Here is a 21472-nt window from a genome sequence, read left to right as displayed (position 1 = left end):
AATTAATTGAAAAAAGCCAGTTCAAATGAACTGGCTTAGTTGTACTTAGTGCGCACCGCCTCCGCCGCCACCTGCGCCAAAGGGCGGTTTAGCAAACCACACCAGCCCCAGCAAGACGAGGAATATCCCGGCTGACATCCAGAAGATCTCATTTGCGGAAATAATCAGCCCCTGATTGGTGATCTGCTGGGCAATCCAGCCTGATGCCTGCTGTTGCGTCATCCCAAGTCCTTCCAGTTGACTGTACATCGCCTGGGCATTCGGGTTGAACGGGTTTACCGACTCGGTTAACTGCGCATGGTGCATCGACTCGCGGTTGGTCCACATGGTTGTGGTTATCGACGTGCCGATAGACCCCGCCAGCGTACGCGTAAAGTTGGAGAGGCTCGATGCCGCCGCCAGTCGTTCCGGTGGCAAACCAGACAGCGTAATGGTGGTCAGCGGCATAAAGAAGCAGGCCACCGCAAACCCCTGGATAAACTGCGGCCAGGCCGACGCGCCAAAATCCATACCTGGTTCAAAGGTATAGGCACGCCAGTAGAAGCAGACGGCATACATAATAAAGCTGAAGGTTACCAGTCGGCGCATATCCAGTTTATGCGCGAAGCGGCCGATAATCGGCGACAGTATCACTGGAATAATCCCTACCGGCGCAGAGGCCAAACCTGCCCAGGTCGCCGTGTAACCGTAGACCTCCTGCAACAACTGCGGCAGCAGAACAATCGCGCCGAAGTAGAGCATATACGCGAGGCTGATACACAAACAGCCGATGGTGAAGTTGCGCGACTTAAACAACGACAGATCGACTATCGGGTTATCGTCGGTCAGCTCCCAGACAATCAGGAAGCAGATAGCCACCACCGCCACCACGGTAAGGATGATAATTTCCTGTGATGAAAACCAGTCCAGCTCTTTACCGCGGTCGAGCATAATCTGCAGGCTGCCTATACCAATAACCAGCAGTGCCAGCCCCACGGCATCAATCCGCCGCCGTTCGGTGCGGGTTTCGCGTCCGCGCAGAGTTTGCAGTGTCATCAACACCACCGCCACGCCAATCGGCACGTTGATGAAGAATATCCAGCCCCAGTGGTAATTATCGCTGATATACCCGCCGAGGATTGGGCCGCAAATTGGCGCGACAATCACCGTCATCGACCACAACGCCAGCGCGATTGAGCGTTTGGCTGGCGGGTAATTATTCAGCAATAGACTTTGCGAAAGCGGGATCAACGGCCCGGCGACAATCCCCTGAATCACGCGGAAGAAGATCAGCATATTCAGGCTGCTGGAGACACCACACGCCCACGACGCAATAGCAAAGGCGATGGTTGACCAGAGGAACAGTTTCACTTCCCCGACGCGCTTTGCCAGCCAGCCGGTAAGCGGGATCGAGATGGCATTCGCCACCCCGAAAGAAGTGATTACCCACGTTCCCTGGCTGAGCGATGAGCCCAGATTCCCGGCGATAGTGGGGATCGCCACGTTAGCAATGGTGGAGTCCAGCACCTGCATGAATGTCGCTAGTGACAGCGCAATCGTCATAATGACCAGTTGCGCGCCTTCCAGCGGTTTTTGCTGTTGCATCACACGCACCTCTGGATTAGCCAGCGTTAGCTTTTACGATATCGTCGATCAGTTTATTGACAGGTGCCAGGCTGATTTCACGCGCGGTGCTTACCGCTACCGGAGTGGAACGTACTTTATTTGCCAGTACCTGACCGTCACGGTTAGTGGTATTGACGCTCACCAGCGTGGATAAACCGATACGCAGCGGATATTGCTCCAGCTGTTTCTGGTCCAGTTCGATACGCACAGGCAGACGCTGAACGACTTTGATCCAGTTACCGGTCGCATTTTGCGCTGGAAGCAGTGAGAACGCGCTACCTGTGCCCATATCCAGACCAACCACTTTACCGGTGTATTTCACATCATCGCCGTAAATATCGGTGGTGATGGTGACCGGCTGACCGATGCGCATATTGGCAATCTGCGTCTCTTTAAAGTTGGCATCCACCCACATATTGGTGGCTGGAACGACCGCCATCAGCGGCGTCGTTGGGCTAATTTGCGCCCCAGGCTGTACCGCGCGGCGGGAGACATAACCGGTCATCGGACTGACAATACGAGTACGCTCCAGCGCCAGCCAGGCGTTACGTACTTCGGTGGCAGCCTGTTGCACGGCAGGCTGATCTTCCAGTTTAGTCCCCAGAATCATCGCCTGATTGGCATTGTATTGTTGAATCGCGACGTCCAGTTGCGCCTGGGCACTGGTAACGGCGTCGCGGGCGTGTTGCAGCTCTTCGCGACCAATCAGGTTGGCATTGCCCAGCGGCACACGGCGGTTGTAGTCGCTTTGTGCTTTCGCGAGGGCGATTTTTTGCACCTCAATATTCGCCTGCAACTGTTTGCTGTTAATCATCAGCTGGTGGGTTTGGCGAACGCTGGAAGCCAGTGCAGTTTTGGCTTTTTCAAACGCCTGGCGAGCATCTGTCGGGTCGAGAGTGACCAGCACGTCGCCTTCTTTTACAAAATCGGTGTTATCGGCCCAGACTTTCGTCACGCTGCCAGACACCTGAGACATAATTTGAATTTGATTCCCTGCCACGTATGCGTCATCGGTTTCTTCGAAGTGACGCAGTACCAAAAACCAATAAATCCCTATCGCTACGGCAATAATTATAAAGAGCAAGGTGAGAAGGAGGAGCAGACGCTTACGTTTGCCGCTCTTCTTTACCGGTTGCTGCGGGGTTTGAGTCTCCGCATTTGCGCTCATATTGTTCTCCACGATCTTCTTAACTCATCGGCTGAGCCGACCTGCTTGCCAAAAAGGCCAGCATGTTGCGATGCTGGCCAGTCATTTTTTCTTTTATAAATCTGGATTTTTGAGCGAGATGACGCGTTAGCTCATCGCTTCGAGAACCACACCGTCTTGTTCCATCTGGTCGAGACGGGAGAGCAATTTGCGGGTGATTTGCTCGAGCTGATCTTTTTCTGTTGTGCTGAGCGCGGACCAGAGTTGATGCAGGCAGTTATGCTGCGGTGGTAAAACCTCGCGCAAAAACTCGTGACCTTTTTCCGTTAATTGCAGATGCAGGCAGCGGCGATCATTATCGCTTTCACGACGTTCGATCCAACCGCGTTTTTCCAGTTCATCGGCAATACGCGTCGCGTTGGTACGGGATGATCCAAGAGCACAACTTAATTCAGAAGGCTGAATACTGTGGTTTTCCTGAGACTCCAGCGTAATCAACGCCATAAACAACGTCTCGTTAATCCCCTGAGCCTTCAGCATTTTATTGCGGTTCTCCAGCAGCTTGCTTTGCATGTGCATGCAAAGACGAGTCAGAAGGATCTCCTGATAAGGAAAATCTTCGTGGCGGCTGGCGCGAAATTTTAGCATTTGTTCAATGGGCGTAAACGAACTATCCATTTGGGTATGACCTCATTAATTTCAGCCGATATAGTAACGACAGTGACAAATAAAGTAAATGTATTGTTTTAGAAAAATGATTCTTGTGGGTTATATAATCGCCATCACTTTCCAGGCGAGCCCATAGGCCAGCGCACTAAGCAGTGTTGGGATGATAATGCTGCGTGTTTTATAGAAACTGGCACCCAGTACCGCGAAGCCGACCAGCGTGGGCACGAAACGGCGTGTATCGTGCATCACTTCTGGTGCGGTAGAGACAACCAGCAGAGCGCATATCGAGGCGATGCCAATGGTGTCGAGCAAAATACCTACCGCGCCACGTTTGGTTGGGCGGGCATTACCCACACGCAGGCGCAGCGGCAAATAGCGGAAGCAATAATTCGCTGCGCCAACCAGTAACCCAAGCAGCAGAACCTCATAGCTCATCGGGCGCTCCTTGCCAGAATGCCTGGATTAACGCAGTGAGGCAGCCACAGACAATGCCTGCCAGAATGGCGACGGGAATAGAAAATAGCGTTACGCCTGCAAGGGCACCAACTAACGCTGCGGTAACGCAAAGAGATTGTTTGCGCTGGAAAGAGGCGAGCAGGAAACTCATAAAGAGTGCCGGAAGCATAAAACCTAATGCTGCTTCAACGGCGGGATAACCTTGCAGCAAGCCGCTGCCGGAGAATGCCCCTATTACCGTACCAAATACCCACGATGACCATGAACTGAAGGCAATGCCGATCATCCAGTTCTCGCTCCAGCGGCGATTATTGCGTACCAGTTTTGCGGTGGCGGCGGCAAAAACCTCATCCGTCAGGCCAAACGCCCATAGGGCGGTTTTCGATTTTTGCAGACGCTGAATAATACGGCTACGCAGTGACGGGCCATACAACACATGGCGAACATCCATTGCCATGACGGTCAGTGCAGCAACCCACAAACTACTCCCGGCTGCCAGCATCGCGGTAATGACGAACTGGCTCGCGCCTGCATAAATGATGCAGGAGAAAAAAACGCTTTCGAGAGGAGAGAATCCCAGACGGGTCGCATTCAGACCGAACGCAAAGGCCACCGGAATATAACTAATAACAATCGGTAAACTGTCTTTGCATCCTTCCATGAAGGTCGCCGAACCAGGAGCAGGCTGTGGAGTAGGGCTTTCCATAGAGTGTACGCTTAACGATTGTTAATATTATAAATAGACTGAATGAATATCTTAACCTTATCAGACTGATGGGCTTCTTAACACCCTTATAAGTGTAAAGCCACGAAAACGGTTGCTGATTGCTTAATTTGCGGCTTCCTGACGATGAAAACCTCGCCACCAGACCAGTAAGTTAACCAGGGCAATTGTCGCGCCAGCCAGACAAACGCCAGCCCAACCGCCATGTTGCCAGGCTGAGGCTGAAATTAGCGAACCGGCGGCACCGCCAATAAAGTAGCTGGTCATGTAACCTGCAGTCAGGCGATTACGCGCATCAGGATGTATTCGATAAATTACCGTCTGGTTAGTGATATGCACGCCCTGTACGGTGAGGTCCAGCACCAGAATGCCGATAATCAACGCCAGTACGGAAGTGTGACCAAACCAGATTGCCAGCCATGAAAGTAATAGCAGCAGCAGACCGAAAGTTGTGGTGTGGTGCGATTTGCCCTTGTCGGCAAAACCGCCCGCCGGACGAGCGCTCAACGCTCCGGCAGCTCCCGCAAGCCCAAACAGACCAATGACACCATCGCTGTAGTTAAAAGGTGGAGCGGCAAGCAAAAAGGCCATTGAGGTCCAGAGAATGCTGAAGTTGGCAAAGGTCAGGCAGCCCAGCAACGCGCGGGTGCGCAGGATCTTATTGCTGATAAACATACTGAAAACGGAACCCAACAACTGTGGGTAATTGAGGTGGGTTTCTGATTTCATTTGTGGCAGACCACGCCATAATGCCAGCGCCATCAGTGCCATTAACACCGAGGCAACCCAAAAGACGGTGCGCCAGCCGCCGAGGTTTGCCAGTAACCCGGCAACGGTTCGTGCCAGCAAGATCCCCAACAGCAGACCGCTCATAATGGTGCCAACCACTTTGCCGCGTTTGTCCGGTGAAGCCAGCGTCGCTGCCAGTGGAACCAGAATTTGTGCCACGACTGAGAATAAACCGGTTAATGCCGTACCGAGGATCATCATCGCCAGCGACTGACTGCTGGCGGTAATCAACATGCCGCATGCCGCCAGTAAGGTCATCGAGACAATCAGGCGGCGGCGTTCAAACATATCACCGAGGGGAACAAGAAACAGTAGACCTGCGGCATAGCCCAACTGCGCGGCGGTAACAATAAAGCCTGCCGAACTGGCGGAAAGGGAAAAGTTACGCGCGATGGTGTCGAGCAATGGCTGGGCGTAATAGTTACTGGCGACCGCCAGACCGGTGGCGATAGACATCAGCACGATCAGCGCCGGGCTAAGCTCATGATTAGGTTTAGTCATTATTTTTGTTCATCAGGTGATGATTAAGCTGGAAATCAATAATAGCGGATGTTGATGAATATGGGATGAAAGATAGATTGTTGAAATGTGCGGTGTGGTTTGTAGGCATGATAAGACGCGCCAGCGTCGCATCAGGCATTGTGTACAGAACGGCGGATGCGGCGTAAACGCCTTATCCGCCCGAATAAAAATTACTTCTGCGCTGCCAACGCCTCATTCACCCAGCCATCGAACTGTTGCTGGTGGGCTTTGATCCAGCCATCAACGTGGCCCTGAATATCGCCTTCTGAGGCTTTGCCGTCATGCATAATGGCGTTCTGGGCGTTAATATCTGCCACTGGCAACTGCATAATGGCAAACAGTTTCGCTGCTGCCGGGTTTTTCTCGGCCCAGGCTTTATTGGCAACGATATGCATGGTGCTGACCGGGAAGCCGTAATTCGCGCCATTCGGCAGTTTGGTATCGGCATTTTTATCGCCCGGCAGTGCAGAGAACGGCACCTGCAACCAGACCACATCTTTCCCTGGCTTCAGCTCATTACTCACCCAGTACGGCGTCCAGGTGTAGTAAAACACCGGTTTGCCCTCTTTGTAACGACTGATGGTGTCAGCCATCATCGCCGCGTAGTTCCCCTGATTATGCGTCACGGTATTGGTCAGTTCATACGCGGCAAGCTGGTGGTTGATCGCCCCTTCGCAGCCCCAGCCAGGGTTACAGCCAGTCAAATCCGCTTTACCGTCGCCGTTGGTATCGAACAGTTTGGCGATCTTCGGATCTTTTAGTTGTGCGATGTTGGTGATTTTGTACTGGTCGGCGGTTTTCTTATCGATCAGGTAACCCTGTGCCGCGCCGTTAACAAATACCCCTTCACGATAAAATTTCTTATCGCCACCGGCAGCTTCGTACATGTTGTCATGCAGTGGCGTCCAGTTCACGGCGGTGAAGGTTGCATCGCCGGAAGCAAGCGAGGTGTAGCCAACGTTGTAATCCACTTCGCTGGGTTTATTGACGGTATAACCTAATTTCTCCAGCGCACGACTGACCAGCAGTGTCTGGAAGGTTTCTTCGGTGATGGTGCTTTGAACTGGATTAACAGTAATGCCTTTGCCCGGCAGATCGGCAGCAAAAGTTTGTGTAGAGATAAGCGTGGCAAACGCTGTCGCAAAAAGTACGCTATGTCGCATTGTTATTCCTTTTTTTGGCAGGGTGATATGCCCGGCGTCACCGGGCAAGTGCAGAGTTACTTAATGAATGGGCGGGTCAGCAGACCGACAGGGCCAGTGGTGTACCAGCGACGGTTGCCGCGACTGCGTGAGTCGCGCCCAACGGCCTGCGTCAGACGATCGAGGATAATGGCGAGGATCACAATCCCGACGCCGCCAACGGTGGCAAGCCCCATATCCAGACGACCGATACCGCGAAGTACCATCTGACCCAGCCCGCCGACGGCAATCATCGAGGCGATGACCACCATAGAAAGGGCCAGCATCAGCGTCTGGTTAACGCCCGCCATAATGGTCGGCATCGCCAGCGGTAACTGAACTTTGAACAGCATCTGGCGCGGGCTGGCACCGAATGAGCGCGAGGCTTCAATCAGATCCGCCGGAACCTGGTTAATCCCCAGAATGGTCAGACGGATAATCGGCGGCAGAGCAAAGATGATCGTCACCACCACGCCCGGCACGTTACCGATACCAAATAGCATGACGATTGGCACCAGATAAACAAACGCTGGCGTGGTCTGCATGGCATCAAGCAGTGGACGAATAATTTTCGCCGCTCGCGGACTTCTCGCCAGCCAGATCCCCAACGGCAAACCGATGACGATACAGAACAGCAGGGCGGTTAACACCAGCGCCAGAGTCACCATTGCCTGCGACCAGGCACCGATTGCGCCGATGGCAATCAGCGAAACCAGCGTCGCCACACCCATTCCGACCCCGGAAATCTGCCAGGCGATGAGAGCGAAAACGATAATCGCCACCGGTGCGGGCATACCCAGCAGCAATTGCTGGAAACCGTTGAGGATATAATCAACCGGAACGCGCACGCCCTGGAAGACGGGACGGAAATGGGTAACGACCCAGTCGATCCCTTCAGTGACCCAACTGTCGAGCGGGATCAGCGTTTTATGGAACGGATCGAGAATATTAAAATGCTCGACGTTTGGCGCAGGCGTACTGGTCAGCCAGTCAGCACCACCGCCGTCAGTCGGTGCAGTCGCCGGTGTACCCCAGGCGTCTGCGGATTGTGCGGCACTGTCCGCCGCTGGCGTGGTATCCCACGGATTATTTTGATCAGCCATTATTTACCCCCTCACGATCTAAAGCGCGCAGCAGCATTCCTTTCGAAATGATGCCGACATACTGTTGGTCCTCGTCGACCACGGGCACCGCACAGGGTGCCTGTCCGACATGAGAGAGCAACTCGCTAAGAGGCGTTTGTGCATCGACTGCTAACGGCGCATCAATCAGCGCCGCATCAAGACCTTGCTGCTGCGTTAACGCGGTTTTAAGCGAATCGATGGAGACAGCGCCGACAAACTTATTACCGCGTTCGATAACGTAGCCATATTCGCGATCTTCATCCTGCAATAATTTCAGTGCCGAACGTGGGCCGAAGCCAGGGGTTTTACGAATTAAGCCATTTGGTGTCCGGCGGGCAATATCTTTCGCACTGAATACCTGACTAATATCAACGCCACGGAAGAAGGTACGGACATAATCATTCGCCGGATTATTGAGAATTTCATCCGGTGTGCCGACCTGTACCACTTCACCATTTTGCATAATGGCAATTCGGTCGCCAATACGCATGGCTTCATCGAGATCGTGGGAAATAAAGACAATGGTGCGCTGATGTTTCGCCTGTAATTTTACCAGCTCATCCTGCATCTCGGTGCGAATTAATGGATCGAGCGCCGAGAAGGCTTCATCCATTAATAAAATATCCGGATTAATTGCTAACGCGCGGGCTAATCCCACACGTTGACGCATCCCGCCAGAGAGTTCATCCGGGTAGCTGTGGGCATAATTTTCCAGCCCGACCTGACGCAGTGCATCAATGGCTTTTTCCCGGCGTTCTTCGGCATTAATTCCGGCCAATTCCATACCAAACGCAGTATTGTCCAGCACGGTCATATGCGGCATTAAGGCAAAGGACTGGAAGACCATCGCAATCTTTTTTCTGCGCACCTCACGGAGTTCGGCGTCGGATATTTTGGCAATATCCACACCATCAATCAGTACTTGCCCGCGGGTGGGTTCAATCAGGCGATTGAGAAGGCGTACCATTGTGGATTTACCCGAACCGGATAATCCCATGATGACAAATATCTCGCCTTCTTCAATGGCCAGACTGGCGTCTTTTACGCCAAGCGATAGCCCAGTTTTTTCCAGAATTTGTTCTTTTGAAAGTCCTTGTTCGATATATTTGAAAGCTCGCTGTGGATGCTCACCAAATATTTTATAAAGATTTTTAATTTCTAATTTAATTGCCATGCAATAGAAAGATTCCTGTTATTTGTTTATGTCGATACATTACCCAATGGAAATAGTCACTTTTTTCTACCCTAACATACTGAGAATCTGAGGCAACCCCTGAGGGCAAATGTGGCATGAATATTGATGTGAGCAAATCGCCGGAATTTCCCGTGATATAAGGGCTGAGAGCAAATCGAGAAAAGTTGATATTTTTTGTCAAAGATAGCGAAAAAACGCCTGAATATTGTGGTTTCAGGCGAATAATGCAACAGAGTATCAGTGTAGATCACCACAAAATATTTGCGTGATAAAAAGCTATTTGGCGGGAATTATTTCCCTGTCGCGGGTAGTGATATTTTTGAAAATAACACCCTCAGAAATTCCAGTCTTCATCTTCTGTTTCAACCGCTTTCCCCATCACATAAGAGGAGCCTGAACCGGAAAAGAAATCGTGATTTTCATCGGCATTCGGCGAAAGCGCGGCGAGGATTGCCGGATTCACTTCCGCCATTTCTGCGGGAAATAAAGGTTCGTAGCCCAGATTCATCAACGCCTTATTGGCGTTGTAACAGAGAAACGCTTTCACATCGTCAGCCCACGGGGTTTCGGCGTACAGCTCATCGGTATATTGCAACTCGTTGTCATAGAGTTCTAGCAACAAATCGAAGGCGAAACTCTTCAACTCTTCACGTTGTGCCTCGGAGATCTTTTCCAGTCTTTTCTGATATTTATAGCCTATGTAGTAACCGTGGACTGCTTCATCGCGGATAATCAGACGGATCAGGTCCGCGGTATTGGTCAGCTTTCCGCGGCTGGAAAAATACATCGGCAGCCAGAAACCGGAATAGAACAAAAAAGATTCAAGAAACACACTGGCGATTTTCTTTTTCAGCGGATCATCACCGCGATAATGTTGCTGAATAATCTGAGCTTTTCGCTGCAACGGTGCGTTTTCTTCACTCCAGGCGTAGGCGGCATCGACATCTTTGGTCTGGCACAACGTCGAGAAAATCGAACTGTAAGAACGGGCATGAACCGCTTCCATAAAGCTGATATTCGATAATACCGCCTCTTCATGGGGCGTGAGCGCATCGGGCATCAGCGAAGGCGCGCCGATAACATTTTGCAGCGTGTCGAGCAGCGTCAGGCCAGTAAAAACGCGCATCGTCAGTTGTTGTTCTACGACACTTAGTGTCTGCCATGCAGGAATATCGTTCGATAGTGGCACTTTTTCTGGTAGCCAGAAATTGCTGGTCAGGCGATTCCACACCTCCAGATCTTTATCGTCAGATATCTTGTTCCAGTTGATGGCGCTGATACGTGAGAGTTTCATAGATATTCCTTAAAGTGCACAGGAGACGCAGCCTTCAATTTCAGTGCCTTCCAGCGCCATCTGACGCAGGCGGATGTAATAGAGCGTTTTGATACCCTTGCGCCAGGCGTAAATCTGCGCTTTGTTGATATCGCGAGTGGTGGCGGTATCGGGGAAAAACAGCGTCAGCGACAGCCCCTGATCGACATGGCGAGTCGCTTCCGCGTAGGTGTCGATGATCTTTTCTGCGCCGATTTCGTAAGCGTCCTGATATAGCGCCAGATTTTCGTTAGTCATAAACGGGGCAGGGTAGTAAACGCGTCCTGTTTTGCCCTCTTTGCGTATCTCTACTTTCGCCACAATCGGATGAATACTCGACGTAGCATGGTTGATATAAGAGATAGAACCGGTTGGCGGCACCGCCTGGAGATTCTGGTTGTAAATGCCGTATCGCATCACGTCATCGCGCAGTTGCGCCCACATCTCACGGGTAGGTAACGTAATACCGCTGCGGGCAAACAGTTCGCCAACTTTCGCCGTTTTCGGCTGCCAGTTACCTTGCAGATATTGGCTGAAATATTCACCACTGGCATAGCGTGACTGTTTGAACCCGGCGAAGGTTTGACCGCGTTCGCGCGCCAGCAACATCGAGGTACGCAGTGCGTGCCAGGTGATGGTATAGAAATAGAGATTGGTGAAATCCAGTGCTTCCGGCGAACCATAAGCGATGCCTTCCCTCGCCAGATAACCATGTAAATTCATCTGCCCCAGTCCGATGGCGTGCGAGGCGGCATTTCCGGCTTCGATGGAGGGCACGCTGCGGATATGACTCATATCTGACACCGCCGTTAAACCGCGTACGGCAGTCTCTACCGTGCGGGCAAAGTCGGGGGAATCCATGGTGTGGGCAATATTCAACGAACCTAAATTGCAGGAGATATCATGGCCTGTGCGGGCATAGTCGAGATTCTCGTTATACTCTGAGGCGCTGTTAACCTGCAAAATTTCTGAGCAGAGATTACTCATATTTATGCGCCCGGCGATAGGGTTAGCACGGTTTACCGTGTCTTCATACATGATGTACGGATAGCCAGACTCAAACTGGATTTCTGCCAGTCGCTGGAAGAAATCACGGGCGTTGAGGTATTTTTTGCGAATGCGTTCATCGGCAACCAGTTCGTCATAGTGTTGGCTGATGGCCACATCGGCAAACGGCTTGCCATAAACTCGCTCTACGTCATAAGGCGAAAACAGCGCCATCTGCGCATTCTCTTTTGCCAGATGGAAAGTGATATCCGGGATCACCACGCCCAGCGACAGTGTTTTAATGCGGATTTTTTCGTCGGCATTTTCCCGTTTCGTGTCGAGAAAACGCAGAATATCGGGATGATGAGCATGTAAATAGACTGCACCAGCCCCCTGACGAGCGCCGAGTTGGTTGGCATAGGAAAATGCGTCTTCCAGCATTTTCATCACCGGAATTACGCCAGAAGATTGATTTTCAATACGTTTAATTGGCGCGCCCGCTTCTCGCAGATTCGACAGCAAAAATGCCACGCCGCCGCCGCGTTTCGACAGTTGTAGTGCGGAATTTACCGCCCGGCCAATCGACTCCATATTGTCTTCAATACGCAGCAGAAAACAGGAAACCAGTTCGCCGCGCTGCTGCTTACCGCAGTTGAGGAATGTCGGCGTGGCTGGCTGAAAGCGTCCTGACAGCATCTCATCAGTGAGCTGCGTCGCCAGTGTTTCATCGCCTTGTGCCAGCGTCAGCGCCACCATCGTGACTCGATCGGCAAAATCTTCCAGATAACGTTTACCGTCGAATGTCTTCAACGTATAGCTGGTGTAAAACTTCCATGCCCCGAGGAATGTCTGGAAACGAAAACCGCTGGTGTGTGCGTGGGCAAACAGCGTAATGACAAAGTCGCGAGGGTAGCGATTAAGAACGCTTTCATCATAGTAACCTTCGTTGACCAGCCAGTTCAGGCGCTGCTGCTGGCTACTGAAGGTCACACTGTTCGGACGCACATGCGTCGCAATAAAGGCGTCAACGGCCTGGCGGTCTTTATCGAACTGAATGCGACCTGCGCTATCGTAGAGGTTAAGCATCGCATTCAGCGCGTGATAATCCATCGTTTCCTGCGTCAGGCGTTCTGCGGTTGTCGTTGCCAAAATTCGGTTACTCCTTTACGAACGTTTTCGATATCGCTTTGCGTACCCATGAGTTCAAAACGGTACAGCCACGGCACGCCGCATTTCCGGGCAATCACATCTCCGGCGCGGCCATACGCCTCACCAAAGTTGCGATTACCCGAAGCAATAACGCCGCGCAGCAATGCCCGGTTATGCTCGTTGTTTAAAAAGCGAATTACCTGTCGTGGCACCGCGCCAGCCGTACCGCCGCCGCCGTAAGAGGGCACGATCAGGATGTAAGGCTCGTCTACCTGAATCCGTTCCCGCTCATTGAGCGGGATGCGCACCGCGGGCAGCCCTAAACGTTCGATAAAACGCTGCGTATTTTCGGAGCTGCTGGAGAAGTAGACGAGCTGGCTCATGCACTGGCCGCGTGTGGCGCTGGATGCAGACGGTTAATCATGTCCGGACGGAAACCAGACCAGCTAAGATCGCCAGCAATCACTACCGGCAACTGACGAAAGCCCTGAGCACGCAACGCTTCTGCCGCTTCAGGAACGCGATCGACATTAATCATTTCAAAATCAAAGCCCCGGTTTTCCATCGCCCGTTTGGTGGCGTGGCACTGAACGCAATCGTTACGAGTGTAAATAGTAATGCGCATGATTCGTATTTCCGTTTAAAATGAAGATACGGCGCGATGATACGCGTCGGGTTGTCTCTCTGTTGATACAGAGATACTAGATGTAGTTGAAAAAAGATTCAACCACACAATATATAGCAAATAGTGGTCGGAATTACCCTGGATATGAGCGTGACGGGGTAGGGGGATTTGTGTGATTTAAGAGGCAAAAAGAAACCCCGAAAACAGGCTTCGGGGTCAAAGACGCGTATTTATTATCATTTTTGCACTACGATTTGCGCATGCTTAACAGTGCGCCGATAAAAATACCTACCGCAGCTGCTGTACCCACGCTACACCAGGGTCTTTCACGAACAAAAGAATCCGCGCAGCCAACGGCATCGCGTGCGGCTTGCTGGACGCGAGTACGACCATGCATTCGCGCCCTGGTTTCTTTCAGCAATGCCTGAGCTTTACTTCGTGCGGCTTCAGCTTCCCCTTTGGCGTCGCTGCCCCAGGACTTCAATACAGATTCGAGGCTGTCAGCTAATTGATTGACATCATTCTGGATATCCTGCACGCCATCATCAACGTCGTTGCGGTTCGGTCGGTTAAACATATGATCCCCCATTAGAATTCGATGTAATTTTCAGTGTAGACCATAATTTTCTTAACTGAGGTTCATCGCGGCTTTATGGACTTTTCTGAAAGCGTTGTGAATGCGCAATCAGGTAAGGTAGGCCCGCGGTTGATAATAACGAGGATCAAATATGTATTTACGACCAGACGAGGTGGCGCGCGTACTTGAAAAAGTCGGTTTTACTGTCGATGTGGTAACCCAGAAAGCGTATGGTTACCGCCGTGGGGAAAATTATGTCTATGTTAATCGCGAAGCGCGAATGGGACGTACCGCACTGGTAATTCATCCAACATTAAAAGAACGTAGTTCGACACTGGCTGAACCCGCTTCCGATATTAAAACTTGCGATCATTATCAACAATTTCCGCTCTATTTAGCAGGCGAGCGACACGAGCATTACGGTATCCCGCATGGCTTTAGTTCGCGTGTTGCGCTTGAACGTTATTTGAATGGTTTATTTGGCGAAGCCAGTTAAAGACGCGACTGGCGATGCCAGTCGCGAAAAGAAGAGTCAGGCTTTTACCTGCTGGTAATGGCTGACTTTAAACAGTCGGCGGCAATAATCGAGGAAGTAGCCATAAACCGCCCCCATCAACATCGAAACAACGATGTTTGAACTGACCGCCGCCATAATCTGATGCCAGTCTGCGCCCACCACTAACAAGATCGCCACATACACCGGTGACTGGAACGTCACATAAGCCAGGATATCCGCCAGATTTTTTATCCAGCCCGACGGGCTAACTTTGCGTGCCGCGCGCATAAACAGATCGCGGTACATACCGTATGGCCATGCAATTAAGATGTTCACCGGAATCGCTACCAATCTGGAATAAAAAGACTGTTCGAAGCTCATTCCGGAGAGGAAAACTTCAATACACATGTTCACGACAGAACAGTAAACAACCATCGCGAACGTATCTGCAACTGCATGACGCAAGCGTGACTGCGGTGAGAACATGCTAATGCTCCTTAATAAAAGCGTAATGGGATGTTAATGGAGATGAAAGCAGTGGATCTCATTGCCATCTGCATTTTCGCATAGCGTATATCGCTGGCTATGACTAATCAATTAGTGAAAAATTTTTATTTAGTCAGTTTTTGTAGATAAAATATTCCGTAACGGCTCGTTTTTTGTACATTGTGGATTTTTACATGCCGATATGATTTATTTTCAATTAAATCAATTAGATATGACCTTGCCTTTAATTTCACTAATGAAAGTTTGGGGGTGAGGTAACGCTATAAGCGTAGAGAATTCGGTGTATGTCGTGACCGGGTCATTTACAGCATTTTTTATGCCAGAAAATGTACATTAACAGCAGAAAGCACCAGTGATGGATGTTTTCTTTTATTCTGTTATATTGCATTTTTATTCACTTTGGTTTTGTCAGGCTTGCGGAATTAGCGAGCAGAGAGCGCCGTTCTGTTCACCAATAATCTAAATTACTCATCAAAATGGCTAATATATAATCTTGAAATTATTCTGAGAGTTTCAGAAAATAACAGCTGAAATAATCTCGCGCAGGACTGTAAATAGATTAAATTTTGTGGAAATATAATAAGTGATCGCTTACACTACGCGACGAAATACTTTTTTGTTTTGGCGTTAAAAGGTTTTCTTTATTATGTCCGTAATGTTACAAAGTTTAAATAACATTCGCACCCTCCGTGCGATGGCTCGCGAATTCTCCATTGACGTTCTTGAAGAAATGCTCGAAAAATTCAGGGTTGTCACTAAAGAAAGACGTGAAGAAGAAGAACAGCAGCAGCGTGAACTGGCAGAGCGCCAGGAAAAAATTAGCACCTGGCTGGAGCTGATGAAAGCTGACGGAATTAACCCGGAAGAGTTATTGGGTAATAGCTCTGCTGCTGCACCACGCGCTGGTAAAAAACGCCAGCCGCGTCCGGCGAAATATAAATTCACCGATGTTAACGGTGAAACTAAAACCTGGACCGGTCAGGGCCGTACACCGAAGCCAATCGCTCAGGCGCTGGCAGAAGGTAAATCTCTCGACGATTTCCTGATCTAATTACTGAGGCCGGATGTCGCTGCCAGGGCGCGTCCGGCGTCGCTTCTCAAGCTCGTTGGTTCCACGGCATCTTATCTAACAACCTTGCCATTCCACAAAAACCGCTGATTCCTGCAAACAGTAACCCGGCACCAACCAAGCCACTTAATAAGAAGAAACCGCTATTTACGGTATAACCCAGTACAACGCCGATTAATATTAAACCACCCGCAGCGATCTGCACCTGGCGCATTAACGGCAAGGGTTGAGATTTATTTACCGCTACTGGCAATCCTGCTTTTTTCCAGCCATCAATCCCATCTTCGAGTAAAAAGATTTCTGCGGGGGCGGCAATCGCTGCTAATTTATCGGCATTATTACTGGTGCGTTTACCTGCCTGGCAGTGGAATATAATTTGCTCGTGACGTAATTTAGCCGGAAGACCTGACTGTTCCAGCACGGATAATGGAGCCAGATCTGCTTCAGGAATATGTTCACGAAGATATTCATCAGCATCACGAATATCGATTAACTTTGCGCCGCGTGCGATTAATTCTTGTGCATCATGCGGCGAAATGGTTGTCAAAGCCATAGTGACTCCTTACGGACAATAGACATTTTTCAGGGTGGCGATAATGGCATTTACCGCCTCATTTTTAATGGAATATAGAATGCGTTGGGCATCCCGTTGGCTGTCGATAAGCCCTTCGTCCCGCATACGAGCGAGATGCTGTGATGTCGCAGAGGCACTCAGTCCGGTAATGCGCGTCAGCTCTCCCGCGCTGGTGCCGGGGGAACCGCTAAGCATGCACAGAATCAGCAATCGTTTAGGGTGGCTCATTGCTTTCAATAAGGCCGCTGCCTGTTCAGCACTGGCCTGTAATTGCGTGAGTTCGGTCATAGTTATTTAAGTATTTTCTAAATTAAGTAAACTCTAAACTAAAAATGCAACATATACCAGCCTCAGCAGCGTAAATGAGAGTAAAAGCGTAAGCTGAAACTGGCAGCCTCCGCTAAAATTACTACGCTTAAGAGATAAAATCTCTTTTTAAACAATGAGTAATTTTCTTATAGGGAGTACATATGGGTTTCTGGAGAATCGTCATCACCATCATTCTGCCGCCGCTCGGCGTGCTGCTCGGTAAAGGGTTCGGTTGGGCGTTCATTATTAATATTCTGCTGACACTGCTTGGGTATATCCCCGGTTTGATTCACGCGTTCTGGGTGCAAACCCGCGATTAAACCTGTGCTCATCCCCGCGGCGTTAACGCGCCGCGTTCCTCTGCTACACTTTCTGAGTGTTTCCGTTAACGAATGAGGTAGCTATGGGTCTGTTCAATTTTGTGAAAGATGCCGGAGAAAAACTCTGGGACGCGGTTACAGGTCAGCACGATAAAGACGATCAGGCGAAGAAGGTGCAGGAGCATCTGAACAAAACCGGTATACCTGATGCCGATAAAGTGAATATTCAAATTGCCGACGGCAAAGCGACGGTCACTGGTGACGGCCTGAGTCAGGAGGCGAAAGAGAAAATCCTTGTTGCGGTGGGGAATATTTCCGGCATTGCCAGTGTTGATGATCAGGTGAAAACGGCGACACCAGCCACTGCCAGCCAGTTTTATACCGTTAAGTCTGGCGACACTCTGAGTGCCATTTCCAAACAGGTCTACGGTAACGCCAATCTGTACAATAAAATCTTCGAAGCGAATAAACCGATGCTAAAAAGCCCGGATAAAATTTACCCGGGGCAAGTGTTGCGTATTCCTGAAGAGTAGTTAATTGCCAGCCATCGCCTGCTGGATAATGGGAATTGGCGTCAGTAAATGCTGGCGCATTAACTCACTGGCGCGCGCGGTATCTCGCGCCAGTACCGCCGCAGTCAGGGTCTGGTGCTGATCGTGTTTATCCTCCAGCATTTCCACCGAAAGCACTGTTTGTCGCAGCCAGATAAATCGATAGCGCGCCGCCAGATCAAACAACCGTTCACGCATTTGCAGCAAATAGTGAGAACCACAGCCCGCCACAATTGCCGTATGAAACGCCTGATGACGCAGATCCCACTCATCAAGCATTTTCTCGCTGGCGTCACGGGCCTCAAGCTTACTCAACAGATGCGCTTTTGCGAGAACGTCTGCCTCCCACTCATCGCCACCGCGGGCAATCGCCAGACTCACTAACATCGCTTCCATATTGGCGCGGGCGTCGAAAATATCGAGCAGCTCCTGCTCTGACATAGACGCCACCCGATACCCTTTTTGATTCACCACCGTGACCAGCCGTTCCGCCACCAGTTGCGAAAGAGCTTCCCGTAACGGCCCAACGCCAAGTGCATAACGCGATGTCAGCAAACTCATTCGTAATTTTTCATCCGGTTGAAAATTACCGCGAATAATATCGTTCTTCAGCCAGCGATAGCCATCCAGAGACGTAATGGTCATGGTGTGACTCCTGATCATTATCAGCGCGTATTATGAACGGGTGTTTTTTGCCACAATACCAGCTTTTTCCAGCGCGCCATAATCGGCACGGTACAGATAATCCCTATCGCTAATAAGCCGGTAGAGATCACTTCTAACTGTTGCGCCGGGCGGAATAACATCACCACCAACACAAAGGTAATAAAGCCTATTACCAGCCAGGTGAGCCACGGGTAAAGCCACATGCGCAAGCGAATTTCGCTTCCTTCTGCTCGCAGAATTTTACGCATCCGCAACTGTGAAACGGCGATGACTAAATAAACCAGCAGGGCGATAGCACCGGAGCTATCTATCAGGAATTTAAACACTTTCGCAGGTGCGTAATAGTTCACCACCACCGTTAAAAATGCCGCTCCGGTGGAGAGTAACACCGCCACGTACGGGGTTTTACTGCGGTTGATTTTGCCCATTACCGCGGGCGCATCACCGCGACGGCTTAAGGAGTAGAGCATCCTTGACGCGGTATACAGCGCCGAGTTCAGACAGCTGGTTACGGAAAGTAATATCACGCAGTCCATGATTAATTTCGCATGGGGAATATTGAGCAATTCCAGAACCGAGCGATAAGAACCAACGGCTTTCAGCCCCGGCATATTCCACGGTATTAACGCCACTACGACAAAAATAGAGCACAAATAGAAGATAGAAATACGCCAGATAACCGAGTTGGTAGCGCGGACAATATGTTTTTCCGGCGTGTCGGATTCCGCGGCGGCAATGGTGACAATTTCTGCGCCCATAAACGAGAACATGGTGATCAACATCGCGCTTAATACCGCACCGAAGCCGTTGGGCATAAAGCCGCCGCTATCCCACAATCTTGAGATCCCGCTCACGTCGGCATACGGGTAAAAACCGCTAATTGCGACTGCACCAAGGAAAATAAAGGCCAGGATAGCGATGACTTTGCACAGCGCCAGCCAGAACTCAAATTCGCCGTAGTTTTTAACGCTTAATAAATTACTGCCGGTTAAAGCGAGAGTAATGACGAGGGAAAATAACCAGATGGGAATACCGGGAACCCACGAGTGCAGGATCATGGCGGCGATGTTGGCTTCCAGCGGGATAACCAGTACCCAAAACCACCAGTACAACCAGCCGATGGTATAGCCCGCCCAGCGACCAATGGCTTTATCGGCATAGGTGGAAAACGAACCGGTATCGGGCGTGGCAACCGCCATTTCCGCCAACATCCGCATAATCATAACCACCAGTAGCCCGGCGAACAGATAGGCCAGTAATACCGCCGGGCCCGCTTCGGCGATGGCGACGCTGGAACCGACAAACAGACTTGCGCCGATAACACCGGCAATAGACAACATGGTGACATGGCGTGATTTCAGCCCGCCGCCTAACTCATGTGGTTGCGATGATTGCCCCATCCTGAATCCTCTCGAAAGTGTGTCACTTGGGAGAGCGCCCCGACATTTCCCGCGTCGGGTCACGCGTATAATTGTTATTGATTCTTTTTGCCGGAGAGCGGCTCCGCCTTACCCGGCCAACATAGATTTCTTCCTGTTCACGTACAGATTGTCGGATGCGGCGTAAACGCCTTATCCGACCTACACTCTCGTAGGCCGGACAAGACGCGTAGCGTCGCCTCCGGCATGGGTGCGGTGCTACTGCTTCGCCTCAGCAAAACACTGGCTGATGATCTCCAGACCCTGACGGATCTGAGCGTCTTCAATGGTGAGCGGTACAAGGATGCGTAGCACGTTGTAATACGGGCCGCAGGAGAGAAGAATCAGGCCCTTATCGCGGGCGCGCGCCACGATCTCGGCGGTGAGTTTTGCGTCCGGTTTGCTGTGATCGCCATCTTCAAACAGCTCGATGGCGATCATCGCTCCCAGCCCGCGTACGTCGCCGATCTCCGGGTGTTTTTCGGCTATCGCCAGCAATCCGTCTTTCAACTTCTGCCCCAGATCGTTGGCTTTTTGCAGCAGATTTTCCTGCTCAAACACCTTCAACACTTCCAGCGCCGCCACGCAGGCAATCGGATTACCGGCATAGGTGCCGCCCAGCCCGCCTGGAGCGACGGCATCCATCACTTCGGCGCGCCCGGTGACGCCCGCCAGCGGGAAGCCGCCTGCGATCGATTTCGCAAAGGTGGTGAGATCTGGTGCCACGCCCATTTGCTCCATCGCAAACAGCGTGCCGGTACGCCCCGCGCCGCTCTGCACTTCATCGGCAATCAGCATGATCCCGTGCTCGTCACACAGCGCGCGTAAACGCTGCATAAACGCAGGCGTCGCGGCGTAGAAACCGCCTTCGCCCTGAACCGGCTCAATCACGATGGCGGCGATATCTTCCGGCGCGGCGTCATTTTTGAAGATCCGGTGGATGCTGGCGATAGCGTCATCTTCACTGATGCCGTGCAGCGGGCAAGGATAAAGCGCGCGATAAACGTGCCCTGGCATCAGGCCCATGCCCGCAGAGTACGGATTCACCTTGCCGGTCAGCGCCAGCGTGTAATGCGTGCGCCCGTGATACGCGCCGCTAAAAGCGATGGTGCCGCTACGTTTGGTGGCTGCGCGGGCGATTTTCACCGCGTTTTCCACCGCTTCGGAACCGGTCGTAACCAGCAGCGTTTTCTTGGCAAAATCGCCCGGCACCTTCTGATTCATAATCTCGCACAGCTCCAGATACGGCTCGTAAGCCAGCACCTGGAAGCAGGTGTGCGACAATTTTTTCAACTGCGCTTCCACCGCCGCAACCACTTTCGGATGCAGGTGCCCGGTATTGAGCACCGCAATGCCGCCCGCGAAATCAAGATACTCACGGCCTTCAACGTCCCACACCCGGCAGTTTTCTGCGCGATCAGCGAAAATGGGGTGAATTTGCCCAACGCCACGAGGAACTGCCTGACTACGGCGCTGCATTAACTCTTTATTGCTGCTCAT

General features: G+C 51.2%; 24 protein-coding genes. 4 read left to right on the top strand and 20 right to left on the bottom strand.

What is annotated here, in order from left to right; all coding sequences use genetic code 11:
* Positions 1 to 45: 45 nt before the first annotated feature.
* From emrB to ACJHW7_RS11620, 14 genes are all read right to left on the bottom strand, one after another.
* Entirely contained in the window at positions 46 to 1584 is a 1539-nt protein-coding gene (gene emrB / locus ACJHW7_RS11685; RefSeq protein ID WP_001295176.1) for a multidrug efflux MFS transporter permease subunit EmrB, read from the bottom strand.
* Between the two features lie 16 nt (positions 1585 to 1600).
* Positions 1601 to 2773: a multidrug efflux MFS transporter periplasmic adaptor subunit EmrA gene (gene emrA, locus ACJHW7_RS11680; RefSeq protein ID WP_001295175.1), complete on the bottom strand. Its 1173-nt coding sequence runs from the start codon at positions 2771 to 2773 to the stop codon at positions 1601 to 1603.
* Between the two features lie 126 nt (positions 2774 to 2899).
* Complete coding sequence (gene emrR / locus ACJHW7_RS11675) at positions 2900 to 3430, bottom strand: multidrug efflux transporter EmrAB transcriptional repressor EmrR (RefSeq protein WP_000378442.1); 531 nt, start codon at positions 3428 to 3430, stop codon at positions 2900 to 2902.
* A gap of 90 nt (positions 3431 to 3520) precedes the next feature.
* Positions 3521 to 3856, bottom strand: coding sequence for an L-valine transporter subunit YgaH (gene ygaH / locus ACJHW7_RS11670; RefSeq protein ID WP_000119749.1), 336 nt, complete (start codon positions 3854 to 3856; stop codon positions 3521 to 3523).
* Positions 3846 to 4583 (bottom strand): L-valine exporter subunit YgaZ, encoded by a 738-nt coding sequence (gene ygaZ / locus ACJHW7_RS11665; protein WP_000445658.1) that lies wholly within the window; start codon positions 4581 to 4583, stop codon positions 3846 to 3848. The genes ygaH and ygaZ overlap by 11 nt, the downstream gene beginning before the upstream one ends.
* 123 nt (positions 4584 to 4706) lie before the next feature.
* Positions 4707 to 5891: an MFS transporter gene (locus ACJHW7_RS11660; RefSeq protein ID WP_021557117.1), complete on the bottom strand. Its 1185-nt coding sequence runs from the start codon at positions 5889 to 5891 to the stop codon at positions 4707 to 4709.
* A 191-nt stretch (positions 5892 to 6082) separates the two neighbouring features.
* Positions 6083 to 7075, bottom strand: a complete 993-nt coding sequence (proX, locus tag ACJHW7_RS11655) for a glycine betaine/L-proline ABC transporter substrate-binding protein ProX (RefSeq protein ID WP_001216525.1) — start codon at positions 7073 to 7075, stop codon at positions 6083 to 6085.
* A 56-nt stretch (positions 7076 to 7131) separates the two neighbouring features.
* Positions 7132 to 8196 carry a glycine betaine/L-proline ABC transporter permease ProW gene (proW, locus tag ACJHW7_RS11650; RefSeq protein ID WP_000774978.1) on the bottom strand — a complete coding sequence of 355 codons (1065 nt, stop codon included), beginning with the start codon at positions 8194 to 8196 and terminating at the stop codon, positions 7132 to 7134.
* Positions 8189 to 9391: a glycine betaine/L-proline ABC transporter ATP-binding protein ProV gene (gene proV, locus ACJHW7_RS11645; RefSeq protein WP_000985483.1), complete on the bottom strand. Its 1203-nt coding sequence runs from the start codon at positions 9389 to 9391 to the stop codon at positions 8189 to 8191. Before proV ends, proW begins: the two co-directional genes overlap by 8 nt.
* Before the next feature lie 355 nt (positions 9392 to 9746).
* Entirely contained in the window at positions 9747 to 10706 is a 960-nt protein-coding gene (gene nrdF, locus ACJHW7_RS11640; protein WP_000777944.1) for a class 1b ribonucleoside-diphosphate reductase subunit beta, read from the bottom strand.
* A gap of 9 nt (positions 10707 to 10715) precedes the next feature.
* Positions 10716 to 12860, bottom strand: a complete 2145-nt coding sequence (gene nrdE, locus ACJHW7_RS11635; protein ID WP_021557116.1) for a class 1b ribonucleoside-diphosphate reductase subunit alpha — start codon at positions 12858 to 12860, stop codon at positions 10716 to 10718.
* On the bottom strand, positions 12833 to 13243 hold the full coding sequence (nrdI, locus tag ACJHW7_RS11630) for a class Ib ribonucleoside-diphosphate reductase assembly flavoprotein NrdI (RefSeq protein ID WP_000080956.1): 411 nt from the start codon (positions 13241 to 13243) through the stop codon (positions 12833 to 12835). The genes nrdE and nrdI overlap by 28 nt, the downstream gene beginning before the upstream one ends.
* Entirely contained in the window at positions 13240 to 13485 is a 246-nt protein-coding gene (gene nrdH / locus ACJHW7_RS11625) for a glutaredoxin-like protein NrdH (RefSeq protein WP_001223227.1), read from the bottom strand. Before nrdH ends, nrdI begins: the two co-directional genes overlap by 4 nt.
* Before the next feature lie 247 nt (positions 13486 to 13732).
* The gene (locus tag ACJHW7_RS11620) at positions 13733 to 14062 is read right to left on the bottom strand and encodes a DUF883 domain-containing protein (protein ID WP_001295174.1); all 330 of its coding nucleotides are present in this window, start codon (positions 14060 to 14062) and stop codon (positions 13733 to 13735) included.
* 151 nt (positions 14063 to 14213) lie between these two features.
* On the opposite strand from ACJHW7_RS11620, the gene ACJHW7_RS11615 reads away from it, so the two are divergent.
* Positions 14214 to 14558: a DUF2002 family protein gene (locus tag ACJHW7_RS11615; protein ID WP_000281320.1), complete on the top strand. Its 345-nt coding sequence runs from the start codon at positions 14214 to 14216 to the stop codon at positions 14556 to 14558.
* A 36-nt stretch (positions 14559 to 14594) separates the two neighbouring features.
* Here ACJHW7_RS11615 and alaE read toward each other — a convergent pair whose 3' ends face one another.
* Positions 14595 to 15044, bottom strand: a complete 450-nt coding sequence (alaE, locus tag ACJHW7_RS11610; RefSeq protein WP_000492655.1) for an L-alanine exporter AlaE — start codon at positions 15042 to 15044, stop codon at positions 14595 to 14597.
* 667 nt (positions 15045 to 15711) lie between these two features.
* Here alaE and stpA point away from each other — a divergent pair.
* A complete protein-coding gene (gene stpA, locus ACJHW7_RS11605) occupies positions 15712 to 16116 on the top strand; it encodes a DNA-binding protein StpA (RefSeq protein ID WP_000115383.1) in 405 nt (134 codons plus the stop codon).
* Between the two features lie 46 nt (positions 16117 to 16162).
* On the opposite strand, the gene ygaP is transcribed toward stpA, so the two are convergent.
* The gene (ygaP, locus tag ACJHW7_RS11600; protein WP_021557115.1) at positions 16163 to 16687 is read right to left on the bottom strand and encodes a thiosulfate sulfurtransferase YgaP; all 525 of its coding nucleotides are present in this window, start codon (positions 16685 to 16687) and stop codon (positions 16163 to 16165) included.
* A 9-nt stretch (positions 16688 to 16696) separates the two neighbouring features.
* Complete coding sequence (locus tag ACJHW7_RS11595) at positions 16697 to 16996, bottom strand: ArsR/SmtB family transcription factor (RefSeq protein WP_021557114.1); 300 nt, start codon at positions 16994 to 16996, stop codon at positions 16697 to 16699.
* A 182-nt stretch (positions 16997 to 17178) separates the two neighbouring features.
* Here ACJHW7_RS11595 and ACJHW7_RS11590 point away from each other — a divergent pair, with 182 nt between their 5' ends.
* Both ACJHW7_RS11590 and kbp read left to right on the top strand, forming a co-directional pair.
* Entirely contained in the window at positions 17179 to 17337 is a 159-nt protein-coding gene (locus ACJHW7_RS11590; protein WP_000508177.1) for a YqaE/Pmp3 family membrane protein, read from the top strand.
* A gap of 83 nt (positions 17338 to 17420) precedes the next feature.
* Complete coding sequence (gene kbp / locus ACJHW7_RS11585) at positions 17421 to 17870, top strand: potassium binding protein Kbp (protein WP_000522415.1); 450 nt, start codon at positions 17421 to 17423, stop codon at positions 17868 to 17870.
* Here kbp and csiR read toward each other — a convergent pair whose 3' ends face one another.
* From csiR to gabT, 3 genes are all read right to left on the bottom strand, one after another.
* Positions 17871 to 18533, bottom strand: a complete 663-nt coding sequence (csiR, locus tag ACJHW7_RS11580; RefSeq protein WP_000156821.1) for a DNA-binding transcriptional regulator CsiR — start codon at positions 18531 to 18533, stop codon at positions 17871 to 17873. It lies immediately after the preceding gene.
* Positions 18534 to 18553: 20 nt separating this feature from the next.
* On the bottom strand, positions 18554 to 19954 hold the full coding sequence (gene gabP, locus ACJHW7_RS11575) for a GABA permease (protein ID WP_001301367.1): 1401 nt from the start codon (positions 19952 to 19954) through the stop codon (positions 18554 to 18556).
* 237 nt (positions 19955 to 20191) lie between these two features.
* Positions 20192 to 21472: a 4-aminobutyrate--2-oxoglutarate transaminase gene (gabT, locus tag ACJHW7_RS11570; RefSeq protein ID WP_021557113.1), complete on the bottom strand. Its 1281-nt coding sequence runs from the start codon at positions 21470 to 21472 to the stop codon at positions 20192 to 20194.

This window comes from Escherichia sp. WS1152 (assembly GCF_046487665.1).
Lineage (GTDB): Bacteria > Pseudomonadota > Gammaproteobacteria > Enterobacterales > Enterobacteriaceae > Escherichia > Escherichia coli.
The sequence above is the reverse complement of the archived record's forward strand: the minus strand, read 5'-3'. Positions and strand labels throughout refer to the sequence as shown.